The sequence below is a fragment of the Halomonas sp. GD1P12 genome, from assembly GCF_025725645.1.
Lineage (GTDB): Bacteria > Pseudomonadota > Gammaproteobacteria > Pseudomonadales > Halomonadaceae > Vreelandella.
The window spans coordinates 672831-685759 of sequence record NZ_CP107007.1; the positions used below are offsets into that span (position 1 = coordinate 672831).

At 58.7% G+C, this 12929-nt stretch carries 10 protein-coding genes; 9 read left to right on the plus strand and 1 reads right to left on the minus strand.

From position 1 onward, the window contains the following. Positions 1-194: 194 nt before the first annotated feature. The 8 genes from OCT39_RS03195 (at position 195) to OCT39_RS03230 (ending at position 10043) form a co-directional block, all read left to right on the plus strand. On the plus strand, positions 195-1172 hold the full coding sequence (locus OCT39_RS03195) for a TRAP transporter substrate-binding protein (protein WP_263586249.1): 978 nt from the start codon (positions 195-197) through the stop codon (positions 1170-1172). A gap of 54 nt (positions 1173-1226) precedes the next feature. Beyond that, complete coding sequence (locus OCT39_RS03200) at positions 1227-1787, plus strand: TRAP transporter small permease (protein ID WP_263586250.1); 561 nt, start codon at positions 1227-1229, stop codon at positions 1785-1787. Between the two features lie 9 nt (positions 1788-1796). After that, the gene (locus tag OCT39_RS03205; protein WP_263586251.1) at positions 1797-3080 is read left to right on the plus strand and encodes a TRAP transporter large permease; all 1284 of its coding nucleotides are present in this window, start codon (positions 1797-1799) and stop codon (positions 3078-3080) included. A gap of 24 nt (positions 3081-3104) precedes the next feature. After that, the gene (locus OCT39_RS03210) at positions 3105-3911 is read left to right on the plus strand and encodes an enoyl-CoA hydratase (protein WP_263586252.1); all 807 of its coding nucleotides are present in this window, start codon (positions 3105-3107) and stop codon (positions 3909-3911) included. Positions 3912-3931: 20 nt separating this feature from the next. Continuing rightward, complete coding sequence (locus OCT39_RS03215) at positions 3932-5119, plus strand: CaiB/BaiF CoA transferase family protein (protein WP_263586253.1); 1188 nt, start codon at positions 3932-3934, stop codon at positions 5117-5119. Between the two features lie 119 nt (positions 5120-5238). Beyond that, positions 5239-6462: a pyridoxal-phosphate-dependent aminotransferase family protein gene (locus tag OCT39_RS03220; protein WP_263586254.1), complete on the plus strand. Its 1224-nt coding sequence runs from the start codon at positions 5239-5241 to the stop codon at positions 6460-6462. Between the two features lie 13 nt (positions 6463-6475). Beyond that, positions 6476-9496 (plus strand): FAD-binding and (Fe-S)-binding domain-containing protein, encoded by a 3021-nt coding sequence (locus OCT39_RS03225; RefSeq protein WP_263586255.1) that lies wholly within the window; start codon positions 6476-6478, stop codon positions 9494-9496. A 22-nt stretch (positions 9497-9518) separates the two neighbouring features. Further along, the gene (locus OCT39_RS03230; protein WP_263586256.1) at positions 9519-10043 is read left to right on the plus strand and encodes a gamma carbonic anhydrase family protein; all 525 of its coding nucleotides are present in this window, start codon (positions 9519-9521) and stop codon (positions 10041-10043) included. Between the two features lie 83 nt (positions 10044-10126). Here the strand turns inward: OCT39_RS03230 and OCT39_RS03235 are convergent, their stop codons facing one another. After that, positions 10127-11818 (minus strand): L-lactate permease, encoded by a 1692-nt coding sequence (locus tag OCT39_RS03235; RefSeq protein WP_263586257.1) that lies wholly within the window; start codon positions 11816-11818, stop codon positions 10127-10129. A gap of 313 nt (positions 11819-12131) precedes the next feature. Here OCT39_RS03235 and OCT39_RS03240 point away from each other — a divergent pair, with 313 nt between their 5' ends. Then, positions 12132-12860 (plus strand): glutathione S-transferase N-terminal domain-containing protein, encoded by a 729-nt coding sequence (locus OCT39_RS03240; RefSeq protein ID WP_412031133.1) that lies wholly within the window; start codon positions 12132-12134, stop codon positions 12858-12860. Positions 12861-12929: the final 69 nt, after the last annotated feature.

The window sequence follows — 12929 nt, forward strand, 5'->3', positions numbered from 1 at the left end:
AAAGACGAAAGTTTAATACCTAATTTTGAATTTTGAATTCAAATTGTAAGGGCAGAACGAGCAAGGACATCCAACTAATAACGTTAAAGTACGCTTGCTGAGTCCCATGGTTACCAGCGAGCGCCCGCCAGGTGCCGCCGACGCCTTGCTGCGACGGCACCGAGACAACAACAACTATTCACTCGGAGTGCTCTATGAAATTCCTCAAACCTGCATTCATGGCTGCGGCCATCTCCTTAAGCCTTGGTGCGTTTGGCGCATCTGCCGAAACCGAAATTCGCCTTGGCCACGTTGGCGGGCCGGGCTCGCTGTTTGAAATCACCGCCAACCGCTTTGCCGAACTCGCTAACGAGCGCCTCGACGGGGTGGCCGAGGTAAGCGTTTATGGCAATAGCCAGTTGGGCAGCGATGAGTCGATGCTTCGCCGGCTACGCTTGGGCTCGCTGGATTTGACCATTCCTTCGACGGTCATGAGTTCTGAAGACGCGCAGTTCGCTCTGTTCGAAATGCCTTATCTGATCGAAAACCGCGAGCATATGAAGCGCGTACGCGACGAGGTCGTTCGTGGCCCGTTGGCGGAGGCCGCCCAAGCGCGTGGGTTCGAGGTGCTTGGCGTATGGGAAAACGGTTTCAGACAGATCACCAACAACGTTCGCCCGATAGTAGTGCCGGAGGATTTGGACGGCATCAAGCTGCGTACCCCGAGCGGCGTTTGGCGTATCGAGATGTTTAGAAGCTATGGCGCGGCGCCGTCTCCCATGTCGCTTTCCGAGGTGTTCGTCGCTCTACAGACCGGCGCGATGGATGGCCAGGAAAACCCTTTGATCCAGGCCTACTCCTCGCGCTTCCAGGAAGTGCAGGAGTATCTCTCTATGTCGAACCACGTCTACACACCGGCCTATCTGGTAGCGGGTGCGAGCTGGAATCGTTTGCCCGAAGAGGTACGCACGGTGTTGGAAGAAGTTGCGGTCGAAGTGGAAGACTTTGCGCTCGAGGAGGGCGCGCGGCTGGACGAGGAGATTCTCGTTCTCATGGAAGAGGCGGGTATGGAAGTAAACGACGTAGACTTCGAGGCGTTTTCCGAGGCCTCCCAGCCCATCTATGAAAAGTTCGCCAACGAGGTGGACAACGGCCAGGAATTGATCGATCAGGTTAATGCGCTGCGCGAATAACCATCATCACGCCAAGCGCCTCTCAACGAGGCGCTTCAGGTCTCGGAGGTTTCAATGAGTACTTTTGACAGGTTCAGGAAAGCCTACTCTGTCTTTCTTGAAGCGATCGTGGTGGTGCTTGTTATTGCGCTTGCCGGGGTAGTAACCATCGGGTTCGTTACCCGATACCTGGGTTCGCCGCTTAGCTGGTACGACGAGTTGGCGGCGGTGCTGCTGGCTTGGGTCACCTACTACGGCACGGCCCTGGCCGCTGCGAAAGGCGCCCACATTACCTGCCCCAGCGTTCTCAACATGTGTCCGCCCTCCATCCGAGTGCCCATAGCGCTGCTGGCAGAGGCGATCACCATTGGTTTCTTCGTCTTTCTGGGTCTTGCGAGCTATCAGGTCATTTTAATCCTCGACGGAGTGAACATGGTGAGCCTGCCCTCGATCTCGATGCAGCTCACTCAATCCGCCATTCCGGTAGCGTCGGTACTTTTCATTATCGCCGAGCTACTGCGCCTGCCGGAGATCGTCAAACACGCCCGTGGCAAGGGCTTCATCGATCACGAGCTCGAAGAAGCAGGGCTCGATGCCGATGAGGTCGAGGCCGTCAGCACACAGCATCGAGGATAGGTAATCACCATGGTTATTCTCTATATATTTCTGGCGCTGATCGTGCTGATCTTGATCAATGTCCCCGTGGCGGTCGCCCTTGCGTTGGTAGGTACCGTAGCCACGTTCATGACCTACGGCAGCATGGCGATGCCCACCGTGGGCATGACGATGTTCGAAGGCGCGACCAACTTCCCCCTTATCGCAATACCGCTGTTTATTCTCGCCGGCGCCATCATGAATGCCTCGAGCATTTCTCGGCGGCTGATCGATCTGGCCATGGCGATGGTCGGCTTTATCAAAGGAGGGCTCTCGATGGTGACCATCGGAGCCTCGGTGTTCTTCGCGGAAATTTCCGGCTCGTCCGTTGCTGGGGTCTCGGCGATCGGCAGTATTTTGATTCCCGCTATGCGCAAGAAAGGCTATTCGAAAGAGTTCGCGGCCTCGATCTCCTCGTCGGCGGCGAGCCTCGCGATCATTTTGCCGCCGTCCATTCCGATGATTCTCTACGCGGTCATGTCGGGGGAGTCGGTGGTTCAGATGTTCGTTGCGGGCATCTTCCCGGGACTTCTCGGCGCGATGGGCTTGGCAGCGATGTGCTACTACCTGGCGCGCAAGTATAACTTTCCTTCGGAAGGGCGTTTTCGCGTCTCTCAACTCTGGCTGGCACTGAAGGAAGCCGTTTGGGCACTATTGATTCCGGTCATCATCCTGGGCGGTATCTTCGGCGGCTTTGTCACCGCGACCGAAGGTGCGGCGCTCGCTGTGTGCGTGGCCATCTTCATCAGTGCCGTGGTGTATCGCGAGTTCACGATCAAGAACTTCATCGACTCCTGTAAGAGCGCCGGTATCCAGACCGCGGTGGTCATGCTGCTGGTCGCGGCCTCCGCCGTGGTCGGCGGCTATCTGACCGAAACTCGAGTACCTCAGGAAATCGCCTTGCAGATCAGCGAGCTGACGGACAACCGCTATGTAATATTGGCGCTTTTGAACGTCATCTTCCTGATTCTCGGAATCTTCCTGCACTCTGCCGCGGCCATCATTTTGGTGGTGCCGATCGTGCTGCCGCTGGTCATCGAAGTCGGGATCGACCCGCTGCACTTTGGTTTGATCGTCACGCTCAACCTGGCCATCGGTCAGCAAACTCCGCCGGTTGCGAGCGTGCTGATCGCATCGTGCTCGATCGCCAAATCGGATATCTGGGCGACCTCGAAGACCAACTTGTGGTTCATCGCGGTGCTGTTCACCATTTTGATGATCAACACCTACATTCCCGCCTTCGCGCTGGCGCTGGTTAACTTCGTCTACGGCTAACCACCGACTCCGGGAGAAAAGACAATGACGCAGAAGACAAAAAAGCCTACGACTGACAGCGTGCATTTCGAGATCAAGGAGGGCGTGGCTTGGTTGGGCTTCAACCGTCCGCAAAGCCGTAACGCCATGACGTGGGACATGTACAACGCGCTCGAGTACTACTGCGATACGCTCGCCGAAGAGAGCGGGGTCCATGCGCTGGTCTTGCACGGTATGGGGGGGGAGGCCTTCGTGGCCGGCACCGATATTACCCAGTTCGCCAGTTTCGACAAATCCGCGGACGCCATCGACTACGAGCGCCGCATCGACCGGGTAGTCGGAAAGTTGGAAAACTTTCCCAAACCGACGCTTGCGCTCATCGAGGGCGCCTGCGTCGGCGGGGGCGCCGCGCTTGCGCTGGTCTGTGACTTTCGCTACGCCACCGAGTCGATGAAGTTTGGCGTGCCCATCGCCAAGACGCTGGGCAATACACTTTCGATCACCAATGTCTCGCGGCTGGTGGAAACGCTGGGCACAGCGCGGGCCAAGGAGGTGTTGATGTTGGCTCGGCTGGTCACCGGTCATGAGGCACTGTTGCTGGGACTGGTCAACGAGCTGTTTTCATCGGATAGCATTTACGACGACGTCAAAAGCCGAGCGGCAGACTTTTTGAAGCGCGCGCCGCTGACCCTTCAGGCAAGCAAGGCGTTGATCAACCGCGTGCAGCAGAGCCACAGGCTGACACCGGATGCGGGCGATGACTGGGTCAGTATCTGCTACATGAGCGAAGACTTCGCCGCGGCGGTGAACAAGTTCGTCAACAAGACGCCTTTTGAGTGGTCCGGCCGCTAACGTTTTAGGGAGACACGCGCATGCAAGCGTTACACAATATGAAAGTACTCGATGTCTCGCAAATCATGGCAGGGCCTTATTGCACCATGGTGCTGGCCGACATGGGTGCCGACGTCATCAAGGTAGAAAAGCTCAATGGAGGCGACGATAGCCGCCAGATGGGGCCTTACGTCAACGGCGAGTCCACCTGCTTTTCGCAAATCAACCGCAACAAGAAAAGCATCTCGCTCAACCTGAAGGACGAGCGGGGCCGCGAGATTTTTTATCAGTTGGCCGCGGATGCCGACGTCATCGTCGAAAACTATCGCCCGGGGGTCACGAAGTCGCTATCAATCGACTATGACACGATCAAGGCTATCAACCCGAGCATCGTCTACTGCTCGATCTCCGGTTATGGCCAAACCGGGCCCTACAGCCATAAAGGCGGCTTCGACCTGGTGGCTCAGGGAATGACGGGGCTCATGTCGATGACCGGCGAGCCCGGTCGCCGCCCGCTCAAGACCGGTATCGCGGTCTACGATATCGGCGCCGGCATCACCGCCGTCTACTCCATTCTCGCCGCCCACATTCATAAGATGCAGACCGGTGAGGGCCAGCACGTCGATATCGCCATTACCGAGTGCGGTCTGCCCTGGTTCACTTGGGAGGCTGCCGCCTACTTTTCCGAGGGCACCGTGCCCGAACCTACCGGCTGGCGTCATCGGGTATCGGCTCCTTATCAAGCGGTTAAGGCGAGTGACGGTTATCTGATGCTGGGCTGCGCCAATCAGCGCACTTGGGAGCGCTTTTGTTCCGACGTGCTGAAAACGCCCTCGTTAATGGAGGACGCGCGGTTTTTGACCAACTTCGACCGCGGCCAGCACGTCGACGAGTTGGAAGCCGTTCTGGAAGCGATGATGGCCGAGCGTACGGTGGATGAGTGGCTCACCCTTTGCGATAGCGCTGGCGTTCCCGCAGGTCCAATCAATAATTTTGCCCAAGCGCTGGACGACGAACATTATCTGGCGCGCGGTATGGTCCAGGAAATGGAGCATCCCGTGATTGGCAAGATGAAAACCATCGGTTTTCCTAGCAAATTTTCTAGAACCCCGTCGGAAATTCGCTCTTCGGCACCGCTTTTCGCCCAGCACACCGACGAAGTGTTGGGAGATCTCGGCATGAGTCGAGAGCAACTCGATAACCTGCGTGAGGAAGGTTGTATCAAATAGCAGTTTTTTTAAAGTCGACGTTTGAATTCATTATTCAAAAAGTGCGGCGTCGATAAACGTAGCCTTATCGGCGCCATTGTCATCACAGCAGCGAGATCAACAATAAAAGGATCTATTCCATGCTCAACCTCGATTTTCATCCCACCGGCCGCCATTTTTTGCAAATTCCAGGGCCATCACCCGTACCGGACCGCATCCTGCGCGCCATGAGCTTGCCCACGATCGACCACCGTGGCCCGGAGTTCGGCGCGCTGGGGCTCGAACTTCTCGAGAAAATCAAACGCGTCTTCAAGACCGAACACCCGGTCATTATTTACCCGGCCTCGGGAACCGGCGCTTGGGAAGCCGCGCTAGCCAATACGCTCTCGCCCGGCGATCAGGTATTGATGTTCGAAACCGGCCACTTTGCAACGCTTTGGCACAAGATGGCGCTCAGATTGCAGCTTGAGCCCGAATTCATCGGCCTGCCGGACTACGATGGCTGGCGCCAGGGCGTACAAGCCGACATGATCGAGGCGCGACTCAAGGAGGATAGCAATCACGCCATCAAGGCAGTGTGCGTCGTGCATAACGAAACCTCGACTGGCGTTACCAGCGACATCGCCTCGGTGCGCCGCGCCATCGACGCTGCCGGCCACCCGGCGCTTTTGATCGTCGATACCATTTCCGGGCTTGCCAGCGCTGACTATCGCCACGATGAGTGGGGCGTTGATGTCACCGTATCAGGGTCCCAGAAAGGCCTCATGTTGCCGCCGGGGATCAGTTTCAACGCGCTGTCGCCCAAGGCGATCGAAGTGAGCAAGGGCGCGAAGCTGCCCAGAAGCTTCTGGGCCTGGGATGAAATATTGGAGGCCAACAAGAACGGCTACTGGCCTTATACCCCAAGTACCAACCTACTCTACGGGCTGAACGAGGCGCTCGATATGCTATTGGAGGAGGGAATGGAGCAGGTGTTCGAGCGCCATGCGCGCTGGGGAGCTGGCGTACGCGCGGCGGTCCAAGCTTGGGGGCTGGAGATCCAGTGTCAGGATCCAGCGCTCTATTCACCGGTATTGACGGGAGTCGTCATGCCTGAGGGGATCGATGCCGACGCGGTACGGCAGATCATCTACGAGCGCTTCGATCTCTCGCTGGGCATGGGCCTTGGCAAGGCGAAGGGCAAGATGTTCCGTATCGGTCACTTGGGCGACTGTAACGACTTGACACTCATCGCCACCCTTGGTGGCTGCGAGGCGGGCATGAAGCTTGCCGGTGTCGAGCTCAAAGCCAGCGGCGTCACAGCAGCGCTCGACTATTTCGCCGAGCATCCACACCGGTTTTCCCGCGATCAATCAGGCCAATAGGCCGGGAGGCGACATGATATCGCTGACTCAGCCGCCACGGTCTGCCGACGCCAAAATCAAGCCGGTGAGTGAGCTCGCGGCCAGGCTTTCTCGTGAAATAGCCGGCGACGTACTCTTCGATCACGCCAGCCGCGGACGCTATTCCACCGATGCGTCGATCTATCAAATCACGCCGGTGGGAGTGATCATTCCGCGCCACCAAGAGGATCTCACCTTGGCGCTGGATATCGCGCGCGATGCCGATGTGCCGATGCTGGTCCGTGGAGGCGGCACCAGTCAGTGCGGGCAGACCGTGGGCGAGGCGCTGATACTAGACACCACGCGCTGGCTCAACCAGGTGGTGGAGTTCGACGAGCAGGCACAAACCGTCGTGGTCGAGCCGGGCATGGTGCTCGATCACCTCAACGCCTGGCTCAAGCCTTACGGGCTCTGGTTTCCGGTGGATGTATCCACCAGCGCCCAGTGCACGATCGGCGGCATGGCTGGCAACAACTCCTGCGGTTCACGCTCGATCTATTACGGCAACATGGTGCACAACGTGTTAGGGCTCGACGCGGTGTTGGCCGATGGCAGCGAGGTGAGCCTTGGGTTCGTCGATCAGTTCTCCATCAGTAGCCGGGAGCAGGCGTTGGCCGAAAAAGTCAGGGCCATCGCCGAAAAGGTCGGCCCGGAGATTCGGGAACACTTTCCCAAAGTGCTGCGCCGGGTCGGTGGCTATAATCTGGACCTTTTCGACTGTCAAAACCCGATTCCCTACGACCCTGATCACCGTCCGAATCTATCGCACCTGCTGGTGGGCTCGGAAGGAACGTTGGGGGTCAGCCGGCGTATCAAGCTAAAACTTTCACCGCTGCCGGAAAAGAAGGTGCTGGGCGTAGTCAATTTCCCCACTTTCTATCAGGCGATGGATCTCACTCAGCACATTGCCAAGCTTGGCCCCATGGCCGTGGAGCTGGTCGACCGTACGATGATCGAGCTTTCACTCGAGAATCCGGCGTTTCGCCCGGTCATCGAGAAAGCCTTGATCGGCCGCCCCGAAGCGATGCTGTTGGTGGAGTTCGCTGGTGCAGATCAGGCTGTGCTCGTGCAAAAACTCGACGAACTCAACGAACGCATGGGCGAGCTGGGCCTTGGTGGCAGCGTGGTCAACATGATTGATGCCAGCGAGCAGAAGGCGCTCTGGAACGTGCGCAAGGCCGGGCTCAACATCATGATGAGCATGAAAGGGGATGGCAAACCGGTATCGTTCATCGAGGATTGCGCGGTACCGCTGGAACATTTGGCCGAATACACCGACAAACTGACCCAGGTTTTTCATCGTTATGGGACGGAAGGAACCTGGTACGCCCACGCAGGTGCCGGCACGCTTCACGTGCGCCCGATCCTCGACCTGCGCCGGGGCGGGGCCGAGAAGATGCGGGAAATCGCCGAGCATGCCTCGAGTTTGGTGCGTGAATACAAGGGCGCCTATTCCGGTGAGCACGGCGACGGTATCTGCCGGGGCGAGTGGGTCGCTTGGCAGTTCGGCGAAACCGTCAACAATGCGTTCAAGGAAATCAAGGCGCTCTTCGATCCCCATAATCGTTTTAACCCTGGAAAGATCGTCGATACCCCGAAAATGGACGATGAACGCTACTTTCGCTTTCCCACAAGCTACGATCGTATTCCGCTCACGCCTGTATTTGATTGGTCCGCTTGGAATGTCGAGCGTGATCCGCTCACCGGCGAGCAGAGCCCTCCGGGGACGGCGGGCGATGCCACCCACGGTCTCGCGATGGCGGTCGAGATGTGCAACAACAATGGGCATTGCCGCAAGTTCGATGCGGGCACCATGTGTCCAAGCTACCGGGCGACTCTGGATGAGAAGCACCTGACCCGGGGGCGAGCCAATACCCTGCGCCTGGTGCTTTCCGGTCAGATGGGCGAGGAAGGACTGGCCGATGACAGCGTGAAAGAGGCGCTGGATCTCTGCGTCTCCTGCAAGGGCTGTAAGCGTGACTGCCCCACGGGGGTCGACATGGCCAAGTTCAAGATCGAAGCGCGCACGGCCCGAGCGCGGCTCAAGGGGCTTTCGCTTCGCGATCGCATGGTCGGCGAGATGCCGCGCTACGCACGCTGGGCTCACCGCTTAAAGGGCGTAACGCGAACCGTCGAGCGCATTCCGTTGATCGCCTCGCCGCTCAAGCGCGCGTTGGGGCTCGCGCCACAGCGCGCCTTTCCCGTTTTCGATGGCAACTTTCTGGTAGAGCCGCACCAAAACGCACGCGAACGCGGTCAGCGCGACGTGCTGCTATTCGTGGATACGTTCAACAACTATATGGAAAGCGACAATGCTCGAGCGGCCAAGCGTGTGCTGGAGTCTGCGGGCTATCACGTACACTTGAACGTGCAAAAAGGACAGCGACCGCTTTGCTGTGGGCGCACCCACCTGGCAGCCGGTCAGTTCGACAAGGCAAAGGCTGAAGCACGGCGAACGCTCGACTATCTGATGCCCTTCGTTCAGCGCGGCGTGGCGGTGGTCGGGCTTGAGCCGTCATGCCTGTTGACCCTACGCGACGAGTTTCTGCAGTACGGCTTTGGCGATGAGGCTCGGGCACTTGCCGAGTCTGCTTACCTCTTCGAAGAATTTCTGGTCAAGGCAAAGGCTGCCGGCGAACTTACGCTGTCGCTCGAGCCGTTGGAGACGTCTCACGCGCTGCTTCATGGCCACTGCCATCAAAAGGCGTTCGATGCACTACGCCCGGTCGAGGAGGTGCTTGGCTGGATTCCCGGTCTCCGCGTTGAAACCATCGAGTCCTCCTGCTGCGGTATGGCGGGGAGTTTCGGCTACGAAGCGGAGCATTTCGACGCCTCGATGAAAATGGCCGAACTCAGTCTGCTACCCGCCGTGCGCGGCGCCAACGCCGATACGCTGGTAGTCGCCGATGGCACTAGCTGCCGCCACCAGATTCATGATGGTGCTCAGCGTAACGCCATTCATGTTGCCCGCGTGCTGGAGCAAGCGTTATCCTGGCATGATCGCGCGAGCGGATGACAACAATCAAAAGGAGCCTTGCATGGCCATTTATCAACTGGGTGAGCACAAGCCGGACATCGGCGACGACGTCTACGTTGCCGAGACCGCCGATGTGATCGGGCAGGTGACGCTGAAAGCCCGCGCCAGCGTCTGGTATCAGGCGGTGCTGCGCGGCGATACCGAGCGGTTGGAGGTGGGAGAGCAGAGCAACATTCAGGACGGCGCGGTGCTGCACGCCGACCCCGGCTTTCCCCTGACCGTGGGTAAGGGCGTGACCGTCGGTCATCAGGCGATGCTGCACGGCTGTACGGTGGAGGATGGCTGTCTGATCGGCATTCAGGCGGTGATTCTCAACGGCGCGGTGATTGGCGAGAACAGCCTGGTCGGCGCCTGCGCTTTCGTGAAGGAGGGCGCGGTGTTTCCGCCCAACTCGTTGATCGTCGGCTCTCCCGCGCGGGTGGTGAAAACGCTGCCCGAAAGTGCAGTGGAGGGGCTCAAGCTGAACGCGCAAAGCTACGTGGAGCGCGGCCAGCAACACGCCAAAGAACTCAAGAAAATCGGTTGAAAAGCCGACGTTAAGCGCATAAAAAAACCACCCCGAAGGGTGGTTTTTTGCGTTGGGCCAGGCCCGCTAAACGCCTGCAGCCGCTACATCAGCGTGTCGGTTACCCCCAGAACGTAGAAGGCAATCAGCGCGATGATACCGGCAAACGTCAGGTAGTAGATCGTCGGCAGGATGGTAATGCGGATCGTGGCGCCCTCGCGGCCCAGAAGGCCCACGGTGGCAGAGGCGGCCACCACGTTGTGGATGGCGATCATGTTGCCCGCTGCCGCGCCTACGGCTTGAAGGGCGATCATCATGGCGGTCGACACGCCCAGAGTTTGCGCTACGTTAAACTGGAACTCGGCCAGCATCAGATTGGAAACCGTGTTGGAACCGGCGATAAAGGCTCCCAGCGCACCGACGGCCGGGGCGAAGAAGGGATAGACATCGCCCACGCCGTTGGCCACGGCCTGCGCCATCATCACCGGCATGGAGACCAGATCCGCTCCGTTTACACCGGAGTTGATCAGAATACGCACCATCGGCACGGTGAAAATCAGCACGAAGCCTGCGCCGAAGATGGTTTTAGTGGACTCCGACACCGCCGCCTTCAGCTGGCCGCCGTTCATCCTGTGCAGGAAGTAGGTAATCAACACGACCGCCAGGATGATGCCACCGGGTAGGTACAGCGGCTGTACGCCGCCGCTCACGCCGGTTTCACCGAGGATGTTCGCCCAGTTCAGGTTGATCGACGTCAGTGCGACACGAAGCGGCTCGATGGTGCGCGAGGCGACCAAAAAGAGCGCCAGCAGCACGTAGGGAATCCAGCCTCTGAGCGTGGACATCGGCGCCCGGCCGGCCACGTCTTCCATTTTGATTTGCAGGTTGCCGATCCACTCATCCGGCCAGGACGTCGCTTCGGGGAAGTCCCAGGTGTCCTTGGGCAGCAAGAAGCCCTTGCGCGCCGCTGGTACCACGATGGCCAGGCCAATCATGGCGCCGATCATCGAGGGGAATTCCGGGCCGAGGAAGACGCCGACCAGCATGTAAGGCACGACGAACGAGATGCCGGTGAAAATGGCAAACGGGGTAATCGACAGGCCCTCTTTCCAGGACTTGTTGGCACCGAAAAAGCGCACCATCACGGTGACCAGAATCAATGGCATCAGTATGCCAATGATGGCGTGAGTGATCGCCACTTCGCTGGTGATCAGCCTGAAAAACACCTCCCAGGAAGAGCCGTTGGCAACAAGCGCCTCGGTGATCCCGTTGCGGTCGACCCCGGTGCCCACGCCCACGATGATCGGCGTACCTACCGCGCCAAACGACACCGGCGTGGACTGGATCATCATGCCCGCCACCACGGCGGCCAGCGCCGGAAAGCCCAGTGCGACCATCAAGGGGGCGGCCACGGCGGCGGGCGTACCAAAGCCCGAAGCGCCTTCGATGAAACAGCCAAACAGCCACGCCACGATCAGCGCCTGCACGCGACGGTCCGGGCTGATACCGGAGAAGCCGTTGCGAATCGCCATGATGCCGCCGGAGTGCTTGAGCGTGTTGAGCAGCAAAATCGCGCCGAAGATGATCCACAAAAGCCCGGCGGTCTGAATCAGGCCCTGAATGGTCGAGGCAGCCACACGGGTAAAGCTCATGTCCCAGGCGGTCAGGCCGATCACGGCGGCGGTGAGGAAGACCAGCGGCATGGCGATTCTGGCGGGTACTTTAAAGCCAATCAGTAAAATACCCGCAAGCAGCAGCGGCATGAACGCCAGTAATGCAAGTATCGTTTCACTCATGGAGGAGAGCCCTTGTTTGTTCGACGGTGCTTTTATGAGTAGTCACTGCTCGGCGCTTGTGGCGCGTAAGCAGCCCAGGCCAACGATACGACCAGCTTAACGCGCTGACTACATTGGAAAATTGGTCTTACCAGTCAGCGGCGGGGATTGATGCTGTCTTGTACCTGATGATTTTGAATCAAGTCGTTGTTTTTGATCGATATAACATCAGGCGTGCCAACGAGAAGTGACGTTTTTCATTAGACTAATAGATAGGGCGGCAGGTAGGTGGTTGGGCAAGCATCAGGGCTTGTTTGTGGCGCGGGGAGCGACCATGCTGAACACGTCGTCTTTCAAGCGAGGTGAACCGATGGATCGTATCGTTTATGACCTGTGCGGGCGCGATGAACGCCTGCGTTTTTCGCCTTACTGCTGGCGCGTGCACCTGTCGATGGCGCACAAGGGGCTCGCCTATCGCACCGAGCCCTGGCGCTTTCAGCAAAAGGAGAAGATCGCTTTTGCCGATCACGACAAGGTACCCGTGCTGGTCGACGGCGACACGGTGGTGACCGATAGCTTCGAGATCATGCGCTATCTGGATCAGACCTATCCGGACGCGCCGCTGCTTGGTGAAGGACAGAGCTATCAGCGTGCGCTCTTTTTTAAACTCTTCGTCGAACGTAGTGTTAGCCCGGCCCTGTTTCGCATCGTGGTGATGGACCTGCTCGAGGCCATTCATCCCGACGACCGTGACTATTTTCGCGAAACCCGTGAGGCGAACTTCAAGATGCGCCTTGAGGAGCTTCACAACCCCACCCAGGGGCGCGAGCAGCTCGACAAGGTGTTGACGCCGGTGAACGCGCTGCTAAAAGAGAGCGCCTTTCTCGACGGCGAAGCGCCGGCAGGCGCCGACTACCTGCTGTTTGGAAGCTTCATGTGGGCCCACGTCGTGTCACGCGAGGCGCTGTTCGACGAGCACCAGCCCATCTCGCGGTGGTTCGAGAAAATGCTGGCCATTCATGACGGTATGGCAGGCCAGGCACCCACGGTGCGCGAGGTATAGGTCTCATCCCAACGGCTGAAATGATGCAGTGCGGCAAAAATCATGTTGCGCTGCACAAAAAGCGCTGCT

Excerpts from the sequence above, each read along its gene's own strand:
- OCT39_RS03215 (WP_263586253.1), top strand. The coding sequence starts at position 3,932 with ATGCAAGCGTTACACAATATGAAAGTACTCGATGTCTCGCAAATCATG.
- OCT39_RS03225 (WP_263586255.1), top strand. The coding sequence starts at position 6,476 with ATGATATCGCTGACTCAGCCGCCACGGTCTGCCGACGCCAAAATCAAG.
- OCT39_RS03205 (WP_263586251.1), top strand. The coding sequence starts at position 1,797 with ATGGTTATTCTCTATATATTTCTGGCGCTGATCGTGCTGATCTTGATC.
- OCT39_RS03195 (WP_263586249.1), top strand. The coding sequence starts at position 195 with ATGAAATTCCTCAAACCTGCATTCATGGCTGCGGCCATCTCCTTAAGC.
- OCT39_RS03220 (WP_263586254.1), top strand. The coding sequence starts at position 5,239 with ATGCTCAACCTCGATTTTCATCCCACCGGCCGCCATTTTTTGCAAATT.
- OCT39_RS03235 (WP_263586257.1), bottom strand. The coding sequence starts at position 11,818 with ATGAGTGAAACGATACTTGCATTACTGGCGTTCATGCCGCTGCTGCTT.
- OCT39_RS03200 (WP_263586250.1), top strand. The coding sequence starts at position 1,227 with ATGAGTACTTTTGACAGGTTCAGGAAAGCCTACTCTGTCTTTCTTGAA.
- OCT39_RS03210 (WP_263586252.1), top strand. The coding sequence starts at position 3,105 with ATGACGCAGAAGACAAAAAAGCCTACGACTGACAGCGTGCATTTCGAG.
- OCT39_RS03230 (WP_263586256.1), top strand. The coding sequence starts at position 9,519 with ATGGCCATTTATCAACTGGGTGAGCACAAGCCGGACATCGGCGACGAC.
- OCT39_RS03240 (WP_412031133.1), top strand. The coding sequence starts at position 12,132 with ATGCTGAACACGTCGTCTTTCAAGCGAGGTGAACCGATGGATCGTATC.